The organism is Hymenobacter armeniacus (assembly GCF_014699055.1).
In the GTDB taxonomy this organism is placed as follows: domain Bacteria; phylum Bacteroidota; class Bacteroidia; order Cytophagales; family Hymenobacteraceae; genus Hymenobacter; species Hymenobacter armeniacus.
Map to the genome: position 1 here is coordinate 318,254 of NZ_JACXAC010000003.1, position 26,661 is coordinate 344,914.

A 26,661-nucleotide genomic window follows, 5' to 3' on the forward strand; every position below is an offset into this window, starting at 1 on the left:
AGCTCGAGGGCAGTGCCCCAACCGATGAACAAGCGCCCCTTCCCATTCCCTTCAAATCAGCAATCAACATGAAAAAGATAGTTCTAACGCTGGGTGCCGCGCTGTTTCTGGCAACCACCGGCTGCCAGAAAGACATTCTGGAAGAAAACCCGCAATCGGTGCTCACCCCCAGCTTCCTCAAAACCGCCCAGGGCGTAGAGGCCGGCGTGACGGGCGTGTACTCGGGCCTGCGCCAGCTCTACGGCAACGACTCGGGCTTCTTCACCACCGAGGCCGGCACCGACCTGTTCACCAACGGCATTGCCAACAGCAGCGGCCTGAGCGACTACGGCCCCAACGACCTGACCCCCCTGAACGACGGCTCGCATTCGTTTATCTGGACGATTTGCTACACCCAAATTAACAACGCCAACGGGGTGCTGCAGTACGGCCCGCAGGCCCAGGGCATTGCCCCGGCCCGCCAAACCCAGCTGCTGGCCGAAGCCAAGCTGCTGCGCGCCAACTACTACTTCCGGTTGGTGCAGGACTTCGGCGACGTGCCGCTCATGCTCACCTTTGTCGATTCGCCCACCAAAGACATCGTGCGCGCGCCCATGGCCAGCGTGTACGCCCAGATTATCAAGGACCTGACCGAGGCCCTGGCGGCCATTGCCGACAAGCCCGCCCAGCCCGGCCGCGTGACGCGCGCCACGGCCCTGCACCTGCTGGCCAAAGTGTACCTGACCCGCGCCACCGCCATTCCGGCCGGGGCCACCGGCGACTACACGCTGGCCGCGCAGTACGCCAAAGAGCTCATCGACAACCAGACCCGCTACGGCCTGGGCCTGGAAGCCACCCCCGGCGCCGTGTTTGCCAACGGCAACGAAAACGGCAAAGAGGTGCTTATGAACGCCCAGTTCAACGGCGATGCCACGTTCTCGCGCATCGACGGCTTTACGTTCGGGGGCGAAAACGTGGGCGGCTTCAACTTCCGCAGCCGCTACGACCTGCTGCCCAACATGGCCCGCGACATCGCCAACGGCCGTCCGTTTGCCCGCCACTCGCCCACGTATTTCCTGCTGGATTCCTACATTCTGCGCGATGCCAGCGGCGCCCCGCTGGAGGCCGACGCGGCGCTCCGCACCACCGACACGCGCTACAACAGCTGGTTCACCTCGGTGTACCGGGTAAACAACCCGGGCGGCAATGGCGGCACGGCCCGGGCCGTGGTGGGCGACACCTCGATTTGGTACTCGGGCCGGCAGTTGTCGGCCGCGCGCCTGGCGCAAATTGCCGCCCGCACGCCCGCGCCGTACCGGGTGTTCCAGCCCAACCAGCTCACCACAGAGTTCTTCCCCACGCTCAACAAATACGACTCGCCCACCCGCACCTCGGTGAACGGCTTTTCCATTCGGCCCAACATCGTGTACCGCTTGGCCGAAACCTATTTGATTGCGGCGGAAGCGTACTTCTACCTGGGCAACTCCGCCCAGGCCCGCGACTACATCAACGTGGTGCGCCGCCGCGCCGCCGCGCCCGGCCGGACCACGCAAATGGAAATCACGTCGGCGCAAGTCACCATCGACTTCATCCTCGACGAGCGCGCCCGCGAGCTGGTGGGGGAGATGCACCGCTGGCACGACCTGAAGCGCACCCGGACCGCCGCTGGCGCTAGCCAGCTGCTGACGCGGGTGCGGAACACCAATTACGCCCCCGCGCTGCGGAACCAGGGCGGCGGGGTGTACGGCTCCAACGCGGCCATCAACATCAAGGACTTCCACGTGCTGCGGCCGATTCCGCAGACCGAGATTGACCGCACCAGCGGCAAAATCACCCAGAATCCCGGGTACTAACAGCCCTCGATTTTGCCAGTTGAATAAGCCCCGATTTCGCTCCGAAATCGGGGCTTATTTATGAGAGGGTACCGGTTTTGGTCTTCTTTCCTGTTCCTCAGCTGCTATGTCTATGAAAGCTAATGCGTTTGCCGTTGCACTGCTGCTAAGCGTGCCCCTTGCCCGCCCGGCCACCGCCCAGGTTCGCCTGCCGCGCCTGGTGAGCGACGGCATGGTGCTGCAGCGCGATGCCGACGTGGCCGTGTGGGGCTGGGCCCGGCCGGGCGAGGCGGTGAGCGTGGCTTTCCTGGGCAAAACCTACAAGGCCATGACTGGCCCCGACGGCCGCTGGCGCGTGCAGCTGCCCCGCCTGAAAGCGGGCGGCCCGTTCGAGATGAATATCAAGGCCAGCAACCAGGTGGCGGTGAAGGACATCCTGGTGGGCGACGTGTGGCTGTGCTCGGGCCAGTCGAACATGGAAACGCCCATGAGCCGCCTGCGCGACAAGTACCCCGACGTGGTGGCCCAGGCCGCCAACCCCAACATCCGCCAATACGAAGTACCCCTGACATACAACTTCCAGCGCCCCCAGCAGGATGTGACGGGCGGCAAATGGATTGCGGCCGACCCGCAAACCGTGCTCAAGTTCTCGGCCGTGGCCTACTTCTTCGCGAAGGAAATCAACGTCAAATACCGGGTGCCCGTGGGCATCATCAAGGACGCCGTGGGCGGCTCGCCGGCCGAGGCCTGGCTGAGCGCCGAGGGACTGAAGCAGTTCCCGACCTACGAGCAGCAGCTGGCCAAGTACAAAGACAGTACGGTGGTGTTGGGCATCCGGCAGCGCGAGGGCGCCGCGGTGGCCAACTGGTACCAGACCCTCTACAAAACCGACCAGGGCGAAGCCCGCGGCCAGCAAAAGTGGTCGGCGCCCGACTACGACGCCAGCAGTTGGCCCACCATGCCGGTGCCCGGCTTCTGGGCCAACCAAACTCCCCTGGGTCCCGTGAACGGCGTGGTGTGGTTCCGCAAGGAAGTAGACGTGCCGGCCGCTATGATAGGCCAGCCCGCCCGCCTGGAGCTGGGCACGCTGGTCGATGCCGACTCCACTTACATCAACGGCCAGTTAGTGGGTAGCACCGGCTACCAGTACCCGCCCCGCAAGTACGACGTGAAAGCCGGCGTGCTGAAGGCCGGCAAAAACGTGGTGACGGTGCGCCTCATCAGCAACGGCGGGCGCGGCGGCTTCACCATGGACAAGAAGTACGAGCTGACGGCCGGCGGCCAGACCATCGACCTGCGCGGGCCCTGGCAGTACAAGCTGGGCGCCACCATGCCGCCCACGCCCGGCACCACCACGTTTCAGTACACGCCGGGCGGCTTGTTCAATGGCATGATTGCGCCGGTGCTGCCCTACGCCATCAAGGGCGTGCTGTGGTACCAGGGCGAGAGCAACGCCGGCCGCACCGGCGACTACCATGCCCTGTTCAACGGCATGATTGCCGACTGGCGCCAGCAGTTTAAGCAGCCCAACCTGCCGTTCCTGTACGCGCAGCTGCCCAATTTCATGGCCGTGAAAAAAGAGCCTTCGGAAAGCGGCTGGGCCGTGGTGCGCGACGTGCAGCGCCGCGGGCTGGCGCTGCCCCACACCGGCATGGCCGTGATTCTGGACGCCGGCGAGTGGAACGACATTCACCCCTTGGACAAGCAGACGCCCGGCCACCGCCTGGCCCTGGCGGCGCAAAAAGTAGCCTACGGCGATACCAAAGTGGTTTCCTCCGGCCCGCTCTACCAGAGCATGCAAACCAGTGGCAACAAAGTCACGCTGAGCTTCTCCAGCGTGGGCAGTGGCTTGGTAGCCAAGGGCGGCGAGCCGCTGAAGGGCTTCGCCATCGCTGGGCCCGACAAGAAGTTTGTGTGGGCCCAGGCCCGAATTGAGGGCAACAAGGTGGTGGTATGGAACGACCAGGTGCCCAACCCCGCCGTGGTGCGCTACGCCTGGGCCGACAACCCCGAAGGCGTAAACCTGTACAACAAAGAGGGCCTGCCGGCTTCCACCTTCACCACCGAGCCGGAGGTGCCCGGCGCCACCAGCCGCCTGTAATACTCGTTCGACTATAGCAAGTCGCGTTGATTATTCTATTCCCATGAAATACCTCCTTGGCTACGACATCGGTAGCTCTTCCATAAAAGCCTCTCTGCTGGACATCGACACCGGCAAGTGCGTGGCCGCCGCTACGTCTCCCAAACAGGAGATGGAAATCACCGTGGCCCAGGCCAACTGGGCCGAGCAGCGCCCCGAGCGCTGGTGGCAGGAAGTGGTGAACGCCACCGCCGAGCTAAAGGCCAGCTACGGCTTCGACACCTCGCTGGTGGCCGGCATCGGCATCACCTACCAAATGCACGGCCTGGTGCTGATTGACCAGGCGGGCCAGGTGCTGCGCCCCGCCATCATCTGGTGCGATAGCCGCGCCGTGAATTTTGGCAACCAAGCATTTGAAGAGCTGGGCGAAGAGTTTTGCCTGAGCAATTTCCTGAACTCGCCGGGCAACTTCACGGCGTCGAAGCTGAAGTGGGTGCGCGAAAACGAGCCCGACGTGTACGCCCAGATTCACAAAATTCAGCTGCCCGGCGACTACATCGCCTTCAAGCTGAGCGGCCAGCTGCAAACCACGGTTTCCGGCTTGTCGGAAGGCGTGTTCTGGAACTTCAAGAAGCAGGCCATCGCCCAGGAGCTCCTGGACTACTACGGCATCAGCGCCGACTTGCTGCCGGAGGTGGTAGATACCTTCTCGGTGCAGGGCCACCTGAGCGCCGAGGCCGCCGCCGAGCTGGGCCTCACGGCCGGCACGCCCATCAGCTACCGGGCCGGCGACCAGCCCAACAACGCCTTCTCGCTCAACGTGCTGAACCCCGGCGAAGTGGCGGCCACGGGCGGTACCAGCGGCGTGGTCTACGGCATCAACGAAACCAACACGCCCGACCCGCGCTCCCGCGTCAACTCCTTCGTGCACGTGAACAGCACGCCCGCCCAGCCCCGCAACGGCGTGCTGATGTGCCTGAACGGCACGGGCATCCTGAACAGCTGGCTCCGCAAAATCGTGGGCGAGCTGCCTTACGACCGCATGAACCAGCTGGCCGCCCAGGCGCCGGTAGGGGCGGAGGGGCTCGTGTTCCTGCCTTTTGGCAACGGCGTGGAGCGCATCCTCGAAAACCGCCCGGCCGACGCCGAGCTGCGCGGCCTGAACTTCAATATCCATCACCAAGCGCATGTGCTGCGCGCGGCCCAGGAAGGCATTGTGTTCGCCCTGAACTACGGCATGGACATCATGCGGGCCAGCGGCGTGCAGGTGCGCAAGGTGCGCGCCGGCAACGCCAACATGTTCCTCAGCCCGGTGTTCCGCGAAGCTTTCGTGAACAGCGGCAACGTGGAGCTCGAACTCTACAACACCGACGCGGCCCAGGGCGCGGCGCGCGGCGCGGGCATCGGCGCCGGCGTGTACGCCAGCCCGGCCGAAGCCTTCGGTGGCCTCGAACGCATTCTCACCGTGGAGCCCACTCACCAGCTCCGCGAACAATACCAGGCTGCCTATGGCCGCTGGCAAGACGCTTTATCTCACCGTATTCCCAATTCAATCACCACCCCTTCCTATGTCTAGCAACACGCTCTCCAAGACAGAATTTTTCACGGGCATCGACACCGTTCGCTTCGAAGGACGCGAGTCGGACAACCCGCTCGCCTTTAAATGGTACGACGAAAACCGCGTGGTTGCCGGCAAGACCATGAAGGAGCATTTGCGCTTCGCGGTCTCGTACTGGCACACCTTCACCGGCACCGGCGGCGACCCGTTCGGCCCCGGCACCAAGCAGTTTGCCTGGGACTCGCACCACGAAATCATCGGCCGCGCCAAGGACAAGATGGACGCCGCGTTCGAGTTTTTCACCAAGCTGGGCACGCCGTACTACTGCTTCCACGACATTGACCTAGTGGACGAAGGCGACTCGCTGGCCGAGTACGAGCGCAACCTGGCCACCATCGTGGACTACGCCAAGCAGCACCAGGCCGACACCGGCGTGAAACTGCTCTGGGGCACGGCCAACGTGTTTTCGCACCCACGCTACATGAACGGCGCCAGCACCAACCCCGACTTCCAGGTGGTGGCCCACGCCGCCACCCAGGTGAAGAATGCCATCGACGCGACCATCGCGCTGGGCGGCGAAGGCTACACCTTCTGGGGCGGCCGCGAGGGCTACATGACCCTGCTCAACACCGACATGAAGCGCGAGCAGGCGCACCTGGCCAAGTTCCTGACCATCTCCCGCGACTACGCCCGCAAGCAGGGCTTCACCGGCAAGTTCTTCATCGAGCCCAAGCCAGCCGAGCCCACCAAGCACCAGTACGACTTCGACGCGGCCACGGTCCTCGGCTTCCTGCGCGAGCACGGCTTGCAGGACGACTTCATGCTAAACCTGGAAGTGAACCACGCCACCCTGGCCGGTCACACCTTCCAGCACGAGCTGCAAGTGGCCGCCGACGCCAACCTGTTGGGCAGCATCGACGCCAACCGCGGCGACTACCAGAACGGCTGGGACACCGACCAGTTCCCCAACAACCTGAACGAGCTGACCGAGTCGATGCTCATCATCCTCGAGCACGGCGGCATCTCGCCCGGCGGCATCAACTTCGACGCCAAAACCCGCCGCAACTCGACGGACTTGGAGGACATCTTCATCGCCCACATCGCCGGCATGGACACCTTCGCCCGCGCCCTGGTGGTGGCCAACGACATCCTGGAAAAGTCGCCCTACCGCAAGTTCCGCAAGGAGCGGTACGCGTCGTTTGACTCCGGCCAGGGCGCCGAGTTCGAGCGCGGCGGCCTGACGCTGGAAGACCTGCGCACCATTGCCCACAAATCGGGCGAGCCGACCCCCAAGAGTGGCAAGCAGGAGTGGCTGGAAGCCATTATCAACCAGTACATCTAGGAAAATCCTGACGTTACGCCTCACCCCCGGCCCCTCTCCCAAGGGAGAGGGGAGCCAGCCGACGCTAATTGGTGCTAGACCGGTTTCTCTTCTCCCTTCGAAGAGGGGGGCCGGGGGTGAGGCGCAACGTCAGAACGAAAAAACGGAACCGGCCGGCCGCCGAGTGGTGGGAATAGCAAGGCGGCTGGTTGGGGACGTTTTGCCGACGGCTGCGGGCTCGAGACGAGCCCGCGGTCCGAGGCGGCTCCGGCGTTCCGGCACGAAGATAGGCTCGTTGGTGAGCGGGCCAAACTTCAGGCGGGCCATTGTGCCCGCCGGCCGGAACGCCGTTTTGCCGTCCGGCGCGACAGGTAGATGTTAACCAGTATTTGTCCCGCCACTTGACCCAAAATTTCGACATGAAATTCCCAACGCATTTCGCCGCTTTTGCGGCGGCCAGTCTTGCCCTTTCTACGGGGGCCACTGCCCAAACCGTGCAAATGACCGTGCAGGCCGGCGACCCCAAGCTGCAAATCAGCAAGCACATCTACGGCCACTTTGCCGAGCACCTGGGCCGTTGCATCTACGGCGGCTTTTGGGCCGATAAGGACTCGAAAGCGCCACAGCAAGGCCGCATCCGCATGGACATTGTGGAGGCGCTGAAGAAAATTAAGGTGCCCAACCTGCGCTGGCCCGGCGGCTGCTTTGCCGACACCTACCACTGGCACGACGGCGTGGGGCCCACGGCCCAGCGCCCCAAAATGCTGAACCTGTGGTGGGGCAATACGCTGGAGGATAATAGCTTCGGTACCCACGAATTTTTGGAGCTCTGCAACCTCCTCGGCACCGAGCCCTACCTGGCCGCCAACGTGGGCAGCGGCACGGTGCAGGAAATGAGCAACTGGATGGAGTACCTCAACTCCAACGAGGACACGCCCATGGTGCTGGAGCGCCGCGCCAACGGCCACCCCGAGCCCTACAAAGTGAGCTGGTGGGGCATCGGCAACGAGAGCTGGGGCTGCGGTGGCAACATGACCGCCGAGTACTACACCGACGTGTACAAGCGCTACGCCACCTTCGCCCACAACTACCCCGGTACCCCGCTGAAACGCATTGTGAGCGGCGCCAATGGCGACGACGCCCACTGGACCGAGACGTGCATGAAAAACATCCCGCTCAACCAGATGTGGGGCCTCACCCTGCACCAGTACACGCTGCCCACCGGCAGCTGGAGCGGCAGCAAGGGCAAGGCCACCGGCTTTGGCGAGGACCAGTACTTCAGCACCTTGCGCAACTGCCTGAAAATGGACGCCGTGGTGAGCAAGCACGCCGCCATCATGGACAAATACGACAAGGACAAAAAGGTGGCGCTACTAGTGGACGAGTGGGGTGTGTGGACCGACGTGGAGCCCGGCACCAACCCCGGCTTCCTGTACCAGCAAAACTCCCTGCGCGACGCGCTGGTGGCCGGCACCACGCTCAACATCTTCAACAACCACTGCGACCGGGTGCGCGGCGCTAACCTCGCCCAGGCCGTGAACGTGCTGCAAGCCGTCATCCTCACCGAGAAGGACAAGATGCTGCTCACGCCCACTTACCACGTGTTCGACCTCTACCAGGTGCACCAGGACGCGCAGTACCTGCCGCTGCAGTTCAGCAGCCCGGACTATGCGTTTGGCAACGAGAAAATCCCGGCGCTGAATGCCTCGGCCTCGAAAGACGCCAAAGGCGCGGTGCACATCTCCCTCGTGAACCTCGACCCCACCAAGGCCCTGACCCTGGAAACGGCCTTGCCCGGCGTGACGTGGAAAACGGTGACCGGCCGCGTGCTGACGTCGGCCAAAATCAACGATTACAACACGTTTGAGAAGCCCAACACCGTAGCATTGGCCGCTTTCAACGGCGCGAAAAAGCGCGGCGACAAGCTGGCCGTGACGCTGCCGCCGAAATCGGTGGTGGTGCTCGAACTGAAATAAATACTCTCCGGAGTGGCCGGGGCTTGTGCCCGGCCGCCCACCCTAGTCAGCACAGTTTATGACCCCCCAGAAAGGATTTGTGTACCTCGCGCTGGCCAGCCTTGGCCTCGGCTTCGGGCCGAAAGCGGACGTGCCGTTGAAAGAGGCGTTTAAGAAGGATTTTTACGTGGGGGCTGCCCTCAACTACCGCGTGATAAGCGGCCGCGATGCCAAAACCGCGGCGCTGGTCCAGCAGCAGTTCAACACCATCAGCCCCGAAAACCTGCTGAAATGGGAGGCCGTGCACCCGCAGCCCGACCAGTACAACTTCAAGCCCGCCGACGACTACGTGGCCTTCGGGCAGGAAAATAAAATGTTCACCATCGGCCACACTCTGATGTGGCACCAGCAAACGCCCAAGTGGGTGTTTGAGGACGGGGCCGGCAAACCCGCCACCCGGGAAATGGTGCTCAAGCGCCTGGAGGAACACATCAACACCGTAGTGGGCCGCTACAAAGGCAAAATCGCGGGCTGGGACGTGGTGAACGAAGCCATCGACGACCAGCAGGGCGACCTGCGCAAAACGAAGTGGCTGGAAATCCTTGGCGAAGACTTTGCCGCCAAAGCGTTTGAATACGCCCACAAAGCCGACCCGAAAGCGGAGCTGTACTACAACGACTACAGCCTCTACCGCCCCGAAAAGCGCGAGGGCGTGATTAAGCTGGTGAAGAGCTTGCAAGCCAAGGGCATCAAGGTGACTGCCATTGGCATGCAGGGCCACTACGGCCTCACCAAGCCCACCATCGAGCAGGTAGAAGCCAGCATTGTGGCCTTCTCGAAGCTGGGCGTGCACGTCAATTTTACGGAGCTGGACATTGACGTGCTGCCCAACCCGAGCCGCCGCCAGGGGGCCGACATTGCCGAAACTTTCGCGGTCGATGCCAAATACAACGTGTACACCACGGGCCTGCCCGACTCGGTGCAGCAAAAGCTGACCAAGCGCTACGCCGACCTGTTTGCCCTGTTCCACAAGCACCGCGACGTCATCGACCGCATCACGCTCTGGGGCGTGACCGACGCCGACTCCTGGCTGAATGACTGGCCCATCCGCGGCCGCACGAGCTACCCTTTGCTGTTTGACCGCAACTACCAGCCCAAACCGGCGGTGCAAGCGGTGCTGCGGGCCGCCAAGTAAGCCTTTTCGCAAAGTTGTAGCGTGGGCTCGCCGAGGCCGCGCTACACCATTACGCTACTCTACGCTATGAAAATCACCTCCTTCCGCCAAACGCTGCTGCCACTGGCGCTGCTGTTCGTGGCCGTTGGGGCGCAGGCGCAGGCCACGCTCCCCGTGGGCGCAACCACCGTGTCGGCCACCAAAGGCAAGGGCGCTTTCACCCTGGCCGCGGCCGGCAAAACTGCGCCCATCTTCGCCAGCGCCGGCGACTGGCCGGGCGTGCTGCGCGCCGCCAAAGACCTGCAGGCCGACGTGCAGCGCGTGACCAAGGTGTTGCCCGCGTTCGGCACCAGCAAGCCGGTCGGGCAGGAGGTCGTGCTCGTTGGCACCATCGGCAAGAGCCCGCTCATTGACCAGTTGATTCAAGCCAAAAAGCTGGACGTGAAGGCCGTGGCCGGCAAGTGGGAAACCTTTGTGCGCCAAGTAGTGGAGCAGCCCCTGCCGGGCGTGGCCCGCGCCCTGGTGATAGCCGGCAGCGACAAGCGCGGCACCATTTACGGCATCTACGACCTTTCGCAGCAGATGGGCGTCTCGCCCTGGTACTGGTGGGCCGACGTGCCGGTGAAGCCACAAACGGCCCTGTACGTGGCGCCCGCCCGCTACACCCTGGGCGAGCCCAAAGTGAAGTACCGCGGCATCTTCATCAACGACGAGGCCCCGGCGCTGTCGGGCTGGAGCCGGGAGAAGTTTGGGGGCGTGAACTCGAAGATGTACACCCACATGTTTGAGCTGATACTGCGGCTCAAGGGCAATTACCTGTGGCCGGCCATGTGGGGCAACATGTTCAACGTGGACGACCCCAAAAGCCCGGAACTGGCCGATATGTACGGCATCGTGATGGGCACTTCGCACCACGAGCCCCTGACCCGCGCCCACGAGGAGTGGAAGGCATTTGGCCACGGCACGCCCTGGAACTACCAAACCAACGACAGCACCCTGCGGCGCTTCTGGCGCGGCGGCATGCAGCGCATGGGCACCCGCGAAAACATCGTGACCGTGGGCATGCGCGGCGACGGCGACGAGCCCATGAGCCGCGAAAGCAACACCGCCCTGCTCGAACGCATCGTGGCCGACCAGCGCACCATCATCGCCGAGGTCACCGGCAAGCCCGCCGACCAAACGCCCCAGATGTGGGCCCTCTACAAGGAAGTGCAGGAGTACTACGACAAGGGCATGCGCGTGCCCGACGACGTGACCCTGCTGCTCTGCGACGACAATTGGGGCAACATCCGCAAGCTGCCCAAGCTGGGCGAGAAACCCCGCAAGGGCGGCTACGGCATCTACTACCACTTCGACTACGTGGGCGGCCCGCGCAACTACAAGTGGCTGAACACAAACCCGCTGCCGCGCATCTGGGAGCAAATGCACCTGGCCCACGAGTACGGCGCCAACCAGATTTGGGTGGTGAACGTGGGCGACCTCAAGCCCATGGAGCTGCCCATCAGCTTCTTCCTGGACTATGCCTGGAACCCCGACCGCATTCCGGCCACCGGCGTGGCGGCCTATGCGCAACGCTGGGCGGCCCAGCAGTTTGGAACGAAGCACGCCGCCGAAATAGGCGACATCCTGGCCAAGTATGCCAAGTACAACGCCCGCCGCAAGCCCGAGCTGCTTTCGCCCGATACTTATAGCCTGGCCACCGGCGAGTGGGCCAACGTAGTGGCCGACTACCAGCAGCTGCTAACCCGCGCCGAGGCCATCAACCAGCAGCTGCCCGCCGCCGACCGCGACGCGTATTACGAGCTGGTGCTGCACCCCGTGCAGGCTTGCGCCAACCTCAACGAGCTGTACTACACCGTGGCCCGGAATCGCGAGGCCGCCAAAACCAACCAGCCCACCACCAACGAGCTGGCCTCAACCGCCCAGGCCCTGTTTGCCAAAGACGCCGAGATTTCGAAGCGTTACAACGGCATCGCCGGCGGCAAATGGAACCACATGATGGACCAGATGCACATCGGCTACAAAACCTGGCACGACGAGCCCAGGGACGTGATGCCCGAGGTGATGACCTTGCCCGTGGGCGCGGTGGCGGCGCCCGCTCCGGCGCCCGGCCCGGCCGCCGCAGGCAGCTACGTCTCACTGGAAGCCGAGCACTACGCCCAGGCCGTGAATGCCGGCCCCATCACCTGGCAGCGCCTGCCTGATTTGGGCCGCACGCTGGGCGCCGTCACCACGTTTCCGGTGACGGCGGCGCCCACGGCAGCGCCGGGCGGCAGCAGCCCGCATCTGGAGTACCGCATCACGCTTGCGCAGCCGGGCCCCGTGACCGTGCAGGCCTACCTGGCGCCCACGCTGGACTTCACCAACACCACCGGCCTGCGCTACGCCGTGTCGCTCGACGACGAAGCCCCGCAGCTCATCAACCTGCACACCGGGCTAAATCCCGATAATGGCAACAGACCATGGGAGAAGGCCGTGGCGGAAAACATTATCCTGAAGACCTCACAGCACAACGTGGCCGCGGCCGGCCCGCACGTGCTCAAGTTCTGGCGCGTCGACCCCGGCGTGGTGCTCGAAAAACTGGTGCTGAGCCAGGGCGCGGTGCCCGCCAGCTACCTGGGCCCGCCCGAAAATGCACCGGCCGCCACGCCAGCGCCCAAGAGCAACAAGGGCAGCCTTGGGCAGCGCTAGCACTGTGGCACTCGCGTCAATCCCCAAAAAATCCTGAGCAGGCGAATTCCCCGATTTGCCCCAACCGTCAACTTCCCTCCGCGCAAATGACCTCCGCCCCACATGCTGGCTGCCCGGCCCATTGTCTCACTGTCCGTTTTGTCGCCCCGAAGCTGAAACGCTGGGCGGCCGCGCTGAGCGTGGCGGCGGCCCTGCTGCTGCCTGCTTTGGGGGCAGTTGCACAATCGATTGAGTTGGTGAATCCCATCCTAAACGGGTTTTACCCCGACCCCAGCATCGTGAAGGTGGGGGCGGACTATTACCTGGTCAATTCCACGTTTTCCTACTTCCCGGGCATCCCGGTGATGCACAGCCGCGACCTGAAAAACTGGAAGCAAGTGGGCAACGTCATCAGCCGGCCCTCGCAGATGAACTTCCTGGGCGACCGCATGACGCGGGGCCTGTTTGCGCCCGCTATTGAGTACCACAACGGCACGTACTACGTCACCTGCACGCTGATTGACCACAAGGGCAACTTCGTGGTGACGGCCAACAACCCCGCCGGGCCGTGGAGCGACCCCACTTTCCTGCCCGAAGTAAAGGGCATCGACCCGTCGTTGTATTTCGAGGGCGACAAGGCCTACGTCATCTACAACAGCGACCCGCCCGACAACAAGCCGCTCTACGAGGGGCACCGCTCCATCAAGATGATGGAGCTGAACCCGCGCACGCTGCAAACCGTGGGCGAGGCCAAAATCGTGGTGAATGGGGGAGTGGACATCAGCAAAAAGCCCGTTTGGATAGAAGGCCCGCACCTGATGAAGCGGGGCGACTGGTACTACCTCTACGCGGCCGAAGGCGGCACCTCGGTGAACCACACGGAGGTGGTGTTCCGCAGCAAAGCGGCCCTGGGCCCGTTTGTGCCCTACGACAAGAACCCCATCCTCTCGCAGCGCGAGCTGCCCAAAGACCGCAAAGACCCCATCACCTCGGCCGGGCACGCCCAGTTTGTGGAAGGGCCCGATGGGAAGACTTACGCCATTTTCCTGGCCGTGCGGCCCTATGAGGGCAATTTCTACAACACCGGCCGCGAGACGTTCATCGTGCCCGTGGTATGGAAGGACGAGTGGCCCGTGATGGACCCGGGGCCCAACGGCGTGCAATACCGCTACCAGGCCAACTTCCCGGAGGTGAAGCAGCCCGGCGCCCGGCCCCAGAGCGGTAATTTTGGCTACACCCTCACCTTCGAGAAGCAGCTGGACCCGGCGTTGCTGCTGCTGCGCACCGTCGACAGCACCAGCTTTGCCCTGAGCAAAGCCAAGGGCCTCACCCTAAAGCTCAAGCCCGAAACCTGCGCCGAAACCGGCAATCCGGCCTTCATCGGCAAGCGGCAGCAGCACCAGTTTTGCACCGCCGAAACCGAGCTGACCTTTGCGCCGAAAGCCGCCAATGAACAGGCGGGCCTGGTCATCTTTCAGGACGAGAAGCACTGCTACTTCCTCAGCAAGTCGGTGGACCAGGGCAAGCCCGTGCTGCAGCTGTACAAAAGCACCCCCGAAGCCAAGCGCATGGAGCTGCTGGCGCAGGCGCCGCTCAAGTCGGCCGCGGGCGGCGTGCAGCTGCGCATTCAGGCCCAGGGCGACGCCTACAGCTTTGGTTTCTCAGAAAACGGCAAGGCCTGGACGGTGCTCAAGGACAAGGTGGACGGCAAGTTCCTGAGTACCCAAGTAGCCGGCGGCTTCATCGGTTGCCTGTTTGGGCTGTACGCCACTTCCTCAGGCCAGCCCACCACCAATACGGCCTCCTTCAAGTGGTTGAAATACGAGGGCAACGACCCTATGTACCGGAAGTAATGCCGATGGGCGGGAGCTGGGGTCCGTTGCGCGCTGGCTCGATTTGCCAACTGTTGTCTTGATTATCATGCGAGTGACTCTCTTTTTTTGCGCCTTGATGCTAGCCGCTTTCGCTGCCCGGGCCGCGGGGCCCGTAGTGGTCAGCAGTCCCGACGGGGCCGTGCGGGTGAGCGTGGCCGTCGATGCCCAGGGGCAGCCCACCTACGCCGTGCGCTACCGCCAGGCCGAGCTGCTGCGCCCCTCGCGCCTGGGCCTGCAGCTGGCCGGCGCCGACCTTTCGAAGGGACTGAAACTGACGCAAGCCGACAAGGTCACGGCCGTGGCCGACGACTACCAGCTGGCCACCGACAAGCGCGCCAACTGCCGCTACCGGGCCAACCGCCGCGTGGTGCATTTTGCCGTCCCGGCCGGGGCGCCCACGCTGAGCGTGGCGTTTCAGGTGTCGAACGACGGCGTGGCGTTTCAGTACCTCGTCGAAGGCAACAGTGCCGACGTGCAGCGCATTGCCACCGAGGCAACCACGTTTCATCTGCCCGCCGGGGCCAGGGGCTGGCTGCACCCGCACGCTAAGGCCCAGACCGGCTGGGCCAACTCGCAGCCTTCGTACGAAGAGTATTACCAGGGCGGCATCGCGGCCGGCACGCCCTCCACGCTGGGGCAGGGGTGGTCGTTTCCGGCGCTGTTCCAGACGGGCGGCCACTGGGTGCTGCTCACCGAGGCGGGCATGGGCCGCAGCTACTGCGGCAGCCACCTGGCCCACGCCGCGCCCGATGCCGAGTACCGCATCGCCTTTCCGCAAGCCCCGGAAAAGACCACGCCCGACGCGGCGCTGCTGCCCGAAAGCCGACTGCCCTGGCGTTCGCCCTGGCGCGTCATCGTGCTGGGCAATTCGCTGGCGCCCATCGTAGAGTCGACGCTGACCACCGACGTGAGCGCGCCCGCCCAATCGCCCGTGCTCACGGAGGCGCCCGGCAAGGCGTCGTGGTCGTGGGTGCTGATGGGCGACCAGAACACGACCTACGACGTGCAGCGCCGCTTCATCGACTACGCGGCCGCCATGGGCTGGCGCTACTGCCTGGTCGATGCCCTGTGGGACAAGCAAATCGGCTACGACAAGCTGGCCGAGCTGGCCCAGTACGCCCGCGCCAAAAACGTGGGGCTGCTGGTGTGGTACAACTCCAACGGCAACTGGAACGAAGCGCCCCAAACGCCCACCAAGGTGCTGTTCGACGCCGAAAGCCGGCGCCGGGAGTTCGCCCGCATCAAGCAAATGGGCGTGGCGGGCGTGAAAATCGACTTCTTTGGCGGCGACGGGCAGTCGTTTATGAACTACTACCAGGACTTGCTCACCGATGCCGCCCAGGCCGGCCTGCTGGTGAACTTCCACGGCGCCACCCTGCCGCGCGGCTGGCACCGCACCTACCCCAACCTGATGACCATGGAAGCCGTGAAGGGCTTCGAGTTCCTGACCTTCGACCAGGCCAACACCGACCAGGAGGCCACGCACTGCGCCACGCTGCCCTTCACCCGCAACGCCGTGGGACCCATGGACTTCACGCCCATGGCGTTTTCCGAAATCAACGGCAAGCAGCGCCGCACCTCCAACGCCTTCGAGCTGGCGCTTTCGGTGCTCTTCCAGTCGGGCATCCAGCACTATGCCGAGGTGCCCGAGGGCATGGCCGCGCAGCCCGCCTACGTGCAGGACTTCGTGAAAAAGCTGCCGCCGCGCTGGGCCGAGGTGAAGCTGCTCGACGGTTTCCCCGGCGAGTACGCGGTGCTGGCCCGCCGGGCGCCGGGCGGCGCGTGGTACGTGGCCGGCATCAACGCCACCGACGCGCCCAAAACCATTCAGCTCGACCTTGGCAAGCTGGGGCTGGCCGGTGGCACGCTCATCACCGACGGCGCCACCAACCGCAGCTTCAGCACCCGGGCCGTGGGCGGCGCTGGCCTCAGCGTGACGCTGCCGGCGCGGGGTGGCTTCGTGGTGCAGCCCTAGGCGGTGCTTGCCCGTGAAAAAGAACAGATGCAGCCCCTGCGGCGGGTAGTGGCCTGCCGAAAACTCCGTTGATGAACCCATCTGACACCATGCGAAACGCCTTTTCCATCCTGCTGCTTGCCGTCGCCGCCATAAGCGTCGGCACGGTCTCGGCGCAAAAAATAGCGCTGGAAGCTCCCAAAGGCTTCGACCAGCCCACGGCGGGCAATGCCACCGGCCGGATAGACAGCATCCACTACCCATCCAAAACGGTGGGCACGGTGCGCAAGGCGCTGGTGTACATGCCGCCGGGCTATTCCAAAAAGAAGAAGTACCCGGTGCTCTACCTGCTGCACGGCATCGGCGGCGACGAGAAGGAATGGCTCAAAGGCGGCCACCCGCAGGTTATTCTGGACAACCTGTACGCGGCCGGCAAGCTCAAGCCAATGCTGGTGGTGATGCCCAACGGACGGGCCATGCCGGACGACCGCGCCGTGGGCAATATCTACGGCCCGGACAAAGTGGCCGCGTTCGCCAACTTCGAAAAGGACCTGCTGACCGACCTCATCCCTTACGTGGAGAAGACCTATCCGGTGCTCCGGAACCGCGAGAGCCGGGCCCTGGCCGGGCTGTCGATGGGAGGGGGGCAGTCGCTGAATTTCGGGCTCGGCAACCTGGATACCTTTGCCTGGGTGGGCGGCTTTTCGTCGGCCCCCAACACGAAGCAGCCCGAGCAGCTGGTGCCCGACGTGGCCAAAGCCAAAAAGCAGCTTCGGCTGCTCTGGATTTCGTGCGGCGACCAGGACGGGCTGCTGCCCATCAGCCAGCGCACGCACGACTACCTCTACGAGCACCGCGTGCCGCACGTGTACTACCTCGAAGCCGGCGGGCACGATTTCAAGGTGTGGAAAAACGGGCTGTACATGTTCTCGCAGTTTCTGTTCAAGCCCGTGGAAGTGGCCGCGCTGCCCACCTACACCGTGCTGGGCACACCGGCGGCCACCAACGTGCGCAACGCCAAATACCCGCAGATTTTGCCGGACAACCGCGCCGTATTCCGCCTGAAAGCCCCCGGCGTGCGGCAAGCGCAGCTGGACCTCGGCCGCAAATACGACATGGTGAAGGACAGCATCGGCACCTGGACCGTGACCACCGACACCCTGAGCCGGGGGCTGCACTATTACTCGCTCGTGCTCGACGGCCTGCCCATTGCCGACCCCGCCAGCGACACGTTCTACGGCATGGGCCGCATGGCCAGCGGCATCGAAATTCCGGGCCGCGGCACCGGCTTCTACGCCCTGAAGGACGTGCCCCACGGCGAGGTGCGGGAGCGGCGATTTTTCTCCAAAATCACCAATTCGTGGCGCCGGTTTTTCGTGTACACGCCGCCCGGCTACGACGCCAGCCCCGCCGCCAAGTACCCGGTGCTGTACCTGCTGCACGGCGGCGGCGAAGACGAAACCGGCTGGGCCCGGCAGGGCAAAGCCGGTTTGATACTCGACAACCTGATTGCCGAGAAAAAGGCGAAGCCCATGCTCGTGGTGATGCTGGACGGCAACCTGGGCGGCCCCGGCGGCCTAGCCGGCTTCAACGAAGGCACGCTGCAGCGCTTCGAAAACGAGCTGAAGCAAACCGTGCTGCCGCTGGTGGAAAGCAGCTACCGGGCAGCGGCCGGAGCCCCGAACCGGGCACTGGCGGGCTTGTCGGTGGGCGGCCTGCAGACGCTTTACGCTGGTCTCAAAAACACCGACCTGTTTGCCGCGCTGGGCGTCTTCAGCTCGGGCTTTTTTGCCAATAACCCGGCCTTGTCCGACCCGCAGTACGCCTACATGAAGGCCAACGCCGGCACCATCAACACCAACCTGAAGCAACTGTGGCTCTCGATGGGCGGGCCGGCCGACATCGCCTACGCCAACAACAAGGCGATGCGCGCCAGGATGGATGAGCTGGGCATCAAGTACGTGTACAGCGAGTACCCCGGCGGCCACACCTGGCCCGTGTGGCGGCACGACTTGTACCTGTTTGCCCAGGACCTGTTTTAGGCTGGGTAGCAGCTTCCGCCTCATCAGCCCTGGCCTGTGCAGGGCTTTCCTTCTTTTGCCCAAGCTCCATGAAAACTACTTTGCTTGTCGTCCTGCTGGCCCTTGGGGCTTACCTGCCCATGCGGGCGCAGAACCCCATTATTCGGAATGTGTTCACGGCCGACCCAGCGCCGCTGGTGTACCACGACACCTTGTTTCTGTACACCGGGCACGACACGGCTTCGGTGAGCGAGACGAACTACAAGATGCCCGACTGGCGCATCTACTCCACCACCGACCTAGTGCACTGGCAAGACCACGGCAAGCGCCTCTCGCCCCGCACCTTTGCCTGGGCCACCGGCGATGCCTACGCGGCGCAGTGCGTGTACCACAAGGGCAAGTTCTATTGGTTTGTGGCCACCTTCCACAAGAAGGACGACCAGAGCCAGGGCGGCGCAGCCATTGGCGTGGCCGTGTCGGACCGGCCCACCGGGCCGTTCCGGGATGCCATCGGCAAGGCTCTTATCACCAATGAGATGACCAAGGACAAGCCCCACGCCTGGGACGACATCGACCCCACCGTTTTCGTCGACGACGATAAGCAGGTGTACATGTACTGGGGCAACTTAAGCTGCCGCTGGGTGAAGCTCAAGGACAACCTGACGGAGCTGGCGGGCCCCATCACGGTGATAAGTCCCAAGAACTACATCGAAGGCCCCTGGGTGTACAAGCGTAAAAAGCTCTACTACCTCGTGTACGCCGGCGCCGGCACCAAGCCCGAGATGATAGAGTACTGCACGGCGCCCAGCGCCGCCGGGCCGTGGACGTACCGGGGCATCATCCAGGAAAACGTGCCGAATAGCTTCACCACGCACCCCGGCATCGTCGACTACAAGGGCAAGAGCTACTTTTTCTACCACAACGGCGCCCTGCCCACCGGCGGCAACTACCGGCGCTCCATCTGTGTGGACTACCTGCACTACAACCCGGACGGCACCATCCAGCCCATCGTGCAGACCACTCGCGGCGTCGCTCCGGCCAAATGAGGCTTTCCCCACCATTCCGTCCGCCCCGCGCGGGGTTATTTATGCCGAAACTTTCTTTCCGCCTTTCGGCCCTTGGCTGGCGGGCTTGCCTGCTGGCGCTGTGCCTCGTGCACCTGCACGCTGCGCACGCCCAAGCCCCGGCCCCGGCGCGCCCACCGGCCGGCAAGGCGGCTTTCTATACCAACGTATACCCCAATCTGTTTCGGGAAGCGGGCTACCGCCAGGCCGACATCGACAAGAAGGTGGCCCAGGCCTACCACGACGTGTTTGAGGGGCCCAATAAGGTGTATTTCGAGGTGGGCGACTCCATGGCCTACGTGTCGGATGTGAAGAATGAGGACGCCCGCACCGAAGGCCTTTCCTACGGCATGATGGTGGCCGTGCAGCTCAACAAGAAGCAGGTCTTTGACCGGCTCTGGCGCTGGTCGAAGAAGTATTTGCAGCACCAGAGCGGCCCGCTGGAAGGCTACTTTGCCTGGAGCTTCAACCCCGCCACCATGAAGCGCAATTCCGAGGGGCCGGCCTCGGATGGCGAGCTGTATTTCGTGACCAGCCTGCTGTTTGCGGCCAACCGCTGGGGCAACGCCACCGGCATTGACTACTACCGCGAAGCCCGCCGCATTCTGGACGCCTCGTGGAAAAAGGACGGCACCGGGGGCGTGTACAACCTATTCAACACCAAAGCCAAGCAGATAAGCTTCGTGCCAACCGGTGACATGTACACCTGGACCGACCCCTCGTACCACGTGCCCGCTTTTCTGGAAGTGTGGGCCGAATATGCCAAGGACGGGCACGAGCAGTTTTACCGGGACTGCGCCGATACGTCGCGAGTGTTTCTGCACCGGGCCTGCACCGCGCCCACCGGCCTCAACTACGACTACACCGAGTTCAGCGGCCAGCCGCACGCTACCCGCTGGGCGCCGCCGGCCTTTCGCTACGACTCCTGGCGCGTGCCCATGAACCTGGCCATGGATTACGTGTGGTTTGGCAAGGACCGGCGCTGGCAGCAGCAGTACGCGCAGCGCTTCCAGGGTTTTCTGCGCCGCAAGGGCCTCAACACTTTCGAAGACCAGTTCAACGTGGACGGCTCGCGGCCGGAGTTCATTCTGCCGGCCGGCAAGGTGAAAAAGCTGCGCCACTCGCTGGGCCTGGTGGCCACGTCGGCCGCGGCCTCGCTCATGCGCCCGGCCCCGCCGCAGCTGGATTTTGTGCACGCCCTCTGGAATGCCAAGCTGGCGCCCTACGACGACGGCTACTTCGACCCCTACTACGACGGCCTCCTGTACCTCTTCAGCCTGATGCACCTGAGCGGCAAGTACCAGGCGATAAAGCCCCAAACGCATTAATCAAGCAAGGTTCGTGATGAAAATCTATCCGTTGCTGCTGGTTGGGGCGGCCGCGAGCGCCCAGACCCTGCCGGCCCACAACCCCGTGGTGCACGCCGACGTGCCGGACCTGTCCATCATTCGGGTGGGCAAAACGTACTACATGAGCAGCACCACCATGCACATGAGCCCCGGGGTGCCCCTCATGAAATCGACGGATTTGGTGAACTGGAAGCTGGTGGGCTACGCTTACGATACCCTCTCCGGCAACGACGCCATGACGCTCGCCAACGGCCGGAGCACCTACGGGCGGGGCTCGTGGGCCAGCAGCCTGCGCTACCACCGGGGCACCTACTACGTGAGCACCTTCGCCCAAACCACGGGGAAAACCCACGTCTATTCGACCAAGAACATCGAGAAGGGCCCCTGGAAAGCGGTTTCCTTCCGGCCCAGCCTGCACGACCATTCCTTGTTTTTCGACGACGATGGCCGCGTGTACATGGTGTACGGCGCAGGCAAAATCCAGCTGGCCGAGCTCACCGCCGACGCCTCGGGCCTGAAGCCGGGCACCACTTCGCAGGTCATCATCGAAAACGCCAGCGCCCCGGCTGGCCCCAACCTTGGCCTGCCGGCCGAAGGCTCGCAGCTGTTCAAAATCAACGGCAAGTACTACCTCTTCAACATCACCTGGCCCAAGGGCGGCATGCGCACCGTGGTGGTGCACCGGGCCGATAAGATTGGCGGGCCCTACGAAGGCCGGGTGGCCCTGCAGGACCTGGGCGTGGCCCAGGGCGGCCTCATCGACACGCCCGACGGCAAGTGGTACGCTTACTTATTCCGCGATTTTGGCGCGGTGGGCCGCATTCCGTACTTGGTGCCGGTGCAGTGGGAGGGGGGCTGGCTGGTGCTGGGCAGCCCGGCGGGCAAAGTGCCCGAAATACTGGCCCTGCCCGCGAATAAAAGTCTGATTCCGGGCATTGTTGCTTCCGACGAGTTTACGCGCCGGGCGGGCGAGCCGGCCTTGCCGCTGGTGTGGCAGTGGAACCACAACCCCGACAACCAACGCTGGTCGGTGACCAGGCGGTCGGGCTACCTGCGCCTCACCACCGGGCGGGTCGATACGTCCTTCCTGCTGGCCCGCAACACCCTCACGCAGCGCACCATCGGCCCGGTGTGCGCCGGCACCACGGCCCTGGACGTGTCGCACCTGCAGCCCGGCGATTTTGCCGGCCTCGGGGTGTTGCAGCGGCGCTACGGCCTGGTGGGCGTGCAGGCTAGTGCGGGCGCGAAAGCCATTGTAATGGTGAGCGCCGAATCGGAGAAGCCGGTGGAACTGCAGCGCCTGCCGCTAAACCAGGACAGGGTGTACTTCAAAATCGAGTGCGACTTCCGGGACCGCAAGGACGTGGCCACCTTCTTCTACAGCCTAGACGGCAACACTTGGCAGCCCGTGGGCAGGCCCCTCAAAATGGCTTACACGCTGCCGCACTTCATGGGCTACCGGTTTGCCCTCTTCAACTACGCCACCCAAACAGCGGGCGGCTACGCCGACTTCGACTATTTCCGCATCACTGACAAGCTTACCAATTAACCATGTTGGCAGGGCGCCTTACACCCATTCCCTCTCCGGTGGAGAGGGGAGCCAGACGCCAAAATTGTTGAACGCACCCCCTCTCCTTTGGGAGAGGGGGCCGGGGGGTGAGGCGCCCCGTCAGAACGAATACCCGTGCTCTAACCCATATGATACAAAACGTTAACCTTTGGCTGCTCACGGCGCTGGCTCTATCTAGCTTCCAGTCCGCCCACGCCCAAAACCCCTTCATCACCAACCAATTCACGGCCGACCCCACGGCCCGCGTGTTCGGCGGCCGGGTGTACGTGTACCCCTCGCACGACATCCAGGCTACTCCGGGGCACGGGCGGGCCGGCTGGTTTGTGATGGAAGACTACCACGTCTTTTCGTCGGCCAACCTCACCGACTGGACCGACCACGGCGTCATCGTGACCCAAAACAAGGTGCCTTGGGTGAAGCCCGACAGCTACGCCATGTGGGCGCCCGACTGCGTGCAGCGCAACGGCAAGTACTACTTCTACTTCCCCGCCACGCCCCAGGACACCACCGGCGGCCGGGGCTTCCGCATTGGGGTGGCCGTGGCCGACAAGCCCACCGGCCCCTTCGTGCCGCAGCCCGCGCCCATCGCCAACGTCCGCGGCATCGACCCCAACGTGTTCATCGACCAAGACGGCCAGGCCTACCTCTACTGGTCGCAGGGCAACATCTACGGCGCCAAGCTCAAGGCCAACATGCTGGAGCTGGCCGAAGAACCCCACACCCTCGGCGAGCTGCCCACCAAAGGCCTGAAGGAAGGCCCCTATGTATTCGAGCGCAAGGGCATTTACTACCTCACGTATCCGCACGTGGCAAACAAGACCGAGCGCCTCGAATACGCCACCAGCAGCAGCCCGCTCGGGCCGTTCACGGTGCGCGGGGTGATGATGGACGAGTCGCCGACCGGGTGCTGGACCAACCACCACTCCCTGCTGCAGCTCAACAAGCAGTGGTACCTCTTCTATCACCACAACGATTTGTCGCCGAAGTTTGACAAAAACCGCTCCGTTAGAATCGACAGCTTGTCCTTCGCGGCCGACGGCTCGATTCGGAAAGTGACGCCGACTTTGCGCGGCGTGGGCCTCACCGATGCCCGCCAGAAAATCCAGCTCGACCGCTACAGCCGCCTGAGCACGCAAGGCGCCGCCATTGCCTTTCTGGACACGGCCAACACGTTTCGGGGCTGGAAAACCGTCTTCGCCGGTAACCAAGGCTGGGTGCAGTACAACGGCGTCGCGTTTGGCGCGCAAAAGCTGAAAACTGTGATGCTCCGGGGCATGTCGGCCGCCGGTGCCACCCTGCAAATCCGGTTGGATAACGCGGCGGGGCCGGTTGTCGCCGAAATCACCGTGCCCAAGGGCAGTGCCTGGCAGGAAGTAAAAGCGCCAATGCGGGCTTTCCGGCCCGGCACGCACGCGCTGTACGTCGCGCCAAAGCCGACGTCCTCAGCGGCGGCAGCTGTGGAGGTCGACTGGGTCCGCTTCGAGTGAGCTCCCCGTGCAACGGCCGCACGGCTGACACTCCGCCCCGCGGCGGCTCAAGCAACTGATAAACGCTTTCCCCATCCTCATTATGAAACTTGCTACTGCTTTACTCGGCCTGTTCTTGCTCAGCAGCGGGGCCCAGCCGGCTCCTCCCGCCCATGCCCCGGTGGCCGAATTCCCGTTCCAGAACCCCGACCTGCCCGTCGACCAGCGCGTGGACGACCTGGTGGGCCGCCTGACCCTGCCCGAAAAAGTGTCGCAGATGCTGAACGCCTCGCCGGCCATCGACCGGCTGGGCATTCCGGCCTACAACTGGTGGAACGAGGCCCTGCACGGCGTGGCCCGCACCAACCTAAAAACCACGGTGTTTCCGCAGGCCATCGGCATGGCCGCCACCTTCGACAAGGACGCCATGCTGACCATGGCCACCATGACCTCCGACGAGGCCCGGGCCGTGCACCAGGAGTACGTGCGGCGCGGCGAGCGGGGCATCTACCAGGGCCTCACGTTCTGGACGCCCAACATCAACATCTTCCGCGACCCGCGCTGGGGCCGGGGCCAGGAAACCTACGGCGAAGACCCCTACCTGACCGGCCAGCTGGGCTCGGCGCTGGTGAAGGGCTTTCAGGGCGACGACCCGAAGTATTTGAAAATCACGGCCTGCGCCAAGCACTTCGCCGTGCACAGCGGGCCGGAGTCGTCGCGCCACGAGTTCAACGCCCAAATCAGCGACTACGACCTGTGGGATACCTACCTGCCGGCTTTCCGCGACTTGATTGTGGACGCCAAAGTGGCCGGCGTGATGTGTGCCTACAACGCCTACGCCGGCCAGCCCTGCTGCGGCTCCGACAAGCTGATGAACGAAATTCTCTACGATAAGTGGAAGTTCAAGGGCTACGTCACCTCCGACTGCGACGGCCTAAACGACTTCTGGCAGCACCACAAAACCGACCCCGACGCCGCCACGGCCGCCGCCAACGCCGTGCTGCACGGCACCGACATCGAGTGCGCCACCGGTAAGCTCTTTACCTACAATTCGCTGCTGGAATCGGTACAGAAAAATCTCATCACCGAAGAGCAGCTGAATACCTCGGTGAAGCGGCTCTTCAAAATCCGTTTCCAGCTGGGCATGTTCGACCCGGTGGAGCGCGTGAAGTACGCCCGCATTCCGATGAGCGTGGTGGAAAGCGCCCCGCACCAAGCCCACGCCCTGAAGATGGCCCGCGAGTCGGTGGTGCTGCTGAAGAACGAGAAGAGCACGCTGCCGTTGCGCAAAAACCTGAAGAAGATTGCCGTGCTGGGCCCCAACGCCGACAACGAAAGCGTGCAGCTGGGCAACTACAACGGCTTCGCGACGGAGATAGTGACGCCGCTGGAAGGCATTCGAGCCAAGGTGAGCAAGGGCACCGAAGTGGTGTACGTGCAAGGCGTGGACTACGCCAGCAACATCGTATACGAGCCGCTCGACCTCAACAAAAACCTGGCGTTTCAAGGCCAGCCGGGCTTCAAAGCCGAGTACTTCAAAGGCACCAATCTGGAGGGCGCGGCCGTAGCCACGCGCCAGGAAGCCGCCCTCGACCGCTACCTCGCCAACGTGAAGATGGAAGTGGCGCCCGGCCTGCTCGCCGAAAACTTCTCGGCCCGCTACCAGGCCACGTTCACCCCGGAGAAAACCGAAGAGCTGGCCCTGCAAATCAGCGGCGACGACGGCTACCGGCTGTTCGTGGACGACAAGCTGGTCATTGACAATTGGAAAGGCCGCGGCTTCTCCACCAACCAGCACGTGCTGAACGTGACGGCCGGCCAGAAACTGAGCCTGCGTTTGGAGTATTTCCAGGTCGACCGCCGCACCATCCTCAAGTTCACGGGCGCCAAGGTGGTGCCCATGAACGCGGCCAACATCCTGGCCAAGGTGGGCGATGCCGACGCCATCGTGTTTGTGGGCGGCATCTCGCCCCGGCTCGAAGGCGAGGAAATGAAAGTGGACGTGCCCGGTTTCAGCGGCGGCGACCGCACCACCATCGGCCTGCCCCAGGTGCAAACCGACCTGCTGAAGGTGCTGCACGGTTCCGGCAAGCCCGTGGTGCTGGCCCTGATGACGGGCAGCGCCCTGGCCACGCCCTGGGAGGCCCAGAACCTGCCGGCCATCCTCAACACCTGGTACGGCGGGCAGGCGGCCGGCACCGCGCTGGCCGACGTGCTGTTTGGCGACTACAACCCCGCCGGCCGCCTGCCGGTCACGTTCTATAAATCAGAAACCCAGCTGCCGCCCTTCGACAACTACGACATGAAGGGCCGCACTTACCGCTACTTCACCGGCGAGCCGCTGTTCTCCTTCGGCCACGGCCTGAGCTACACCACCTTCAAGTACAGCAACCTGAAAGTGCTGTCGAAGCCGGTGACCGGCCAGCCCATTCGGGTGAGCGTGGATGTGCAAAACACCGGCGCCCGGGCCGGCGATGAAGTGGTGCAGCTCTACGTGCGCCACGCCGGCGTATCGGGCCGCGTGGCCCGGCACGCCCTGGAAGGCTTCCGCCGCATCAACCTGGCGCCCGGCGCCCGGCAAACGGTGGCCTTTACGCTCACGCCGCGCCAGCTTTCGCGCCTCACCGAGCAGGCCAAACGGGTGGAAATGCCCGGCACGGTGCAGGTGTATGTGGGCGGTGGACAGCCGATGGCTGCAGCCGTTGCGGCCAATAAGGTGGTCAAAACCGTTGTGCAGCTGACCGGCGCGCCGGTGGCGATTGACTGACCGAATGTAGAGACGCATACTTGCGTC

15 protein-coding genes are annotated in these 26,661 nt (G+C 64.0%); all 15 read left to right on the plus strand.

What is annotated here, in order from left to right; genetic code table 11:
* The first annotated feature begins 68 nt into the window (after positions 1–68).
* The 15 genes from IC234_RS09715 (at position 69) to IC234_RS09785 (ending at position 26,634) form a co-directional block, all read left to right on the plus strand.
* Positions 69–1,832 carry a RagB/SusD family nutrient uptake outer membrane protein gene (locus IC234_RS09715; protein WP_190923934.1) on the plus strand — a complete coding sequence of 588 codons (1,764 nt, stop codon included), beginning with the start codon at positions 69–71 and terminating at the stop codon, positions 1,830–1,832.
* A gap of 112 nt (positions 1,833–1,944) precedes the next feature.
* Positions 1,945–3,912, plus strand: a complete 1,968-nt coding sequence (locus IC234_RS09720; protein ID WP_190923937.1) for a sialate O-acetylesterase — start codon at positions 1,945–1,947, stop codon at positions 3,910–3,912.
* A gap of 43 nt (positions 3,913–3,955) precedes the next feature.
* Complete coding sequence (locus tag IC234_RS09725) at positions 3,956–5,467, plus strand: xylulokinase (RefSeq protein WP_190923940.1); 1,512 nt, start codon at positions 3,956–3,958, stop codon at positions 5,465–5,467.
* The gene (xylA, locus tag IC234_RS09730; protein ID WP_190923943.1) at positions 5,460–6,791 is read left to right on the plus strand and encodes a xylose isomerase; all 1,332 of its coding nucleotides are present in this window, start codon (positions 5,460–5,462) and stop codon (positions 6,789–6,791) included. The genes IC234_RS09725 and xylA overlap by 8 nt, the downstream gene beginning before the upstream one ends.
* A 398-nt stretch (positions 6,792–7,189) precedes the next feature.
* Positions 7,190–8,746: an alpha-N-arabinofuranosidase gene (locus IC234_RS09735; RefSeq protein ID WP_190923945.1), complete on the plus strand. Its 1,557-nt coding sequence runs from the start codon at positions 7,190–7,192 to the stop codon at positions 8,744–8,746.
* A gap of 58 nt (positions 8,747–8,804) precedes the next feature.
* Positions 8,805–9,920 (plus strand): endo-1,4-beta-xylanase, encoded by a 1,116-nt coding sequence (locus tag IC234_RS09740; protein WP_190923947.1) that lies wholly within the window; start codon positions 8,805–8,807, stop codon positions 9,918–9,920.
* A 66-nt stretch (positions 9,921–9,986) separates the two neighbouring features.
* Positions 9,987–12,590, plus strand: a complete 2,604-nt coding sequence (locus tag IC234_RS09745; RefSeq protein ID WP_190923949.1) for a glycosyl hydrolase 115 family protein — start codon at positions 9,987–9,989, stop codon at positions 12,588–12,590.
* A gap of 233 nt (positions 12,591–12,823) precedes the next feature.
* On the plus strand, positions 12,824–14,422 hold the full coding sequence (locus IC234_RS09750; RefSeq protein WP_223827626.1) for a glycoside hydrolase family 43 protein: 1,599 nt from the start codon (positions 12,824–12,826) through the stop codon (positions 14,420–14,422).
* Between the two features lie 97 nt (positions 14,423–14,519).
* Positions 14,520–16,418 carry a glycoside hydrolase family 97 protein gene (locus IC234_RS09755; protein WP_223827587.1) on the plus strand — a complete coding sequence of 633 codons (1,899 nt, stop codon included), beginning with the start codon at positions 14,520–14,522 and terminating at the stop codon, positions 16,416–16,418.
* An 89-nt stretch (positions 16,419–16,507) separates the two neighbouring features.
* Positions 16,508–18,439 carry an alpha/beta hydrolase-fold protein gene (locus tag IC234_RS09760; protein WP_190923955.1) on the plus strand — a complete coding sequence of 644 codons (1,932 nt, stop codon included), beginning with the start codon at positions 16,508–16,510 and terminating at the stop codon, positions 18,437–18,439.
* A 68-nt stretch (positions 18,440–18,507) separates the two neighbouring features.
* Complete coding sequence (locus IC234_RS09765) at positions 18,508–19,464, plus strand: glycoside hydrolase family 43 protein (protein WP_190923957.1); 957 nt, start codon at positions 18,508–18,510, stop codon at positions 19,462–19,464.
* 41 nt (positions 19,465–19,505) lie between these two features.
* Positions 19,506–20,810, plus strand: a complete 1,305-nt coding sequence (locus tag IC234_RS09770; RefSeq protein ID WP_190923959.1) for a glycosyl hydrolase family 8 — start codon at positions 19,506–19,508, stop codon at positions 20,808–20,810.
* Between the two features lie 16 nt (positions 20,811–20,826).
* The gene (locus IC234_RS09775; protein ID WP_190923961.1) at positions 20,827–22,380 is read left to right on the plus strand and encodes a glycoside hydrolase family 43 protein; all 1,554 of its coding nucleotides are present in this window, start codon (positions 20,827–20,829) and stop codon (positions 22,378–22,380) included.
* A 149-nt stretch (positions 22,381–22,529) separates the two neighbouring features.
* On the plus strand, positions 22,530–23,888 hold the full coding sequence (locus tag IC234_RS09780) for a family 43 glycosylhydrolase (RefSeq protein WP_190923964.1): 1,359 nt from the start codon (positions 22,530–22,532) through the stop codon (positions 23,886–23,888).
* Positions 23,889–23,970: 82 nt separating this feature from the next.
* Positions 23,971–26,634 carry a glycoside hydrolase family 3 C-terminal domain-containing protein gene (locus IC234_RS09785; RefSeq protein WP_190923966.1) on the plus strand — a complete coding sequence of 888 codons (2,664 nt, stop codon included), beginning with the start codon at positions 23,971–23,973 and terminating at the stop codon, positions 26,632–26,634.
* The last annotated feature ends 27 nt before the right edge of the window (positions 26,635–26,661 follow it).

What these genes read in the sequence shown, in the direction of transcription:
- IC234_RS09715 (WP_190923934.1), top strand. Translation starts at nt 69, where the DNA reads ATGAAAAAGATAGTTCTAACGCTGGGTGCCGCGCTGTTTCTGGCAACC.
- IC234_RS09720 (WP_190923937.1), top strand. Translation starts at nt 1,945, where the DNA reads ATGAAAGCTAATGCGTTTGCCGTTGCACTGCTGCTAAGCGTGCCCCTT.
- IC234_RS09725 (WP_190923940.1), top strand. Translation starts at nt 3,956, where the DNA reads ATGAAATACCTCCTTGGCTACGACATCGGTAGCTCTTCCATAAAAGCC.
- xylA (WP_190923943.1), top strand. Translation starts at nt 5,460, where the DNA reads ATGTCTAGCAACACGCTCTCCAAGACAGAATTTTTCACGGGCATCGAC.
- IC234_RS09735 (WP_190923945.1), top strand. Translation starts at nt 7,190, where the DNA reads ATGAAATTCCCAACGCATTTCGCCGCTTTTGCGGCGGCCAGTCTTGCC.
- IC234_RS09740 (WP_190923947.1), top strand. Translation starts at nt 8,805, where the DNA reads ATGACCCCCCAGAAAGGATTTGTGTACCTCGCGCTGGCCAGCCTTGGC.
- IC234_RS09745 (WP_190923949.1), top strand. Translation starts at nt 9,987, where the DNA reads ATGAAAATCACCTCCTTCCGCCAAACGCTGCTGCCACTGGCGCTGCTG.
- IC234_RS09755 (WP_223827587.1), top strand. Translation starts at nt 14,520, where the DNA reads ATGCTAGCCGCTTTCGCTGCCCGGGCCGCGGGGCCCGTAGTGGTCAGC.
- IC234_RS09760 (WP_190923955.1), top strand. Translation starts at nt 16,508, where the DNA reads ATGCGAAACGCCTTTTCCATCCTGCTGCTTGCCGTCGCCGCCATAAGC.
- IC234_RS09765 (WP_190923957.1), top strand. Translation starts at nt 18,508, where the DNA reads ATGAAAACTACTTTGCTTGTCGTCCTGCTGGCCCTTGGGGCTTACCTG.
- IC234_RS09770 (WP_190923959.1), top strand. Translation starts at nt 19,506, where the DNA reads ATGCCGAAACTTTCTTTCCGCCTTTCGGCCCTTGGCTGGCGGGCTTGC.
- IC234_RS09775 (WP_190923961.1), top strand. Translation starts at nt 20,827, where the DNA reads ATGAAAATCTATCCGTTGCTGCTGGTTGGGGCGGCCGCGAGCGCCCAG.
- IC234_RS09780 (WP_190923964.1), top strand. Translation starts at nt 22,530, where the DNA reads ATGATACAAAACGTTAACCTTTGGCTGCTCACGGCGCTGGCTCTATCT.
- IC234_RS09785 (WP_190923966.1), top strand. Translation starts at nt 23,971, where the DNA reads ATGAAACTTGCTACTGCTTTACTCGGCCTGTTCTTGCTCAGCAGCGGG.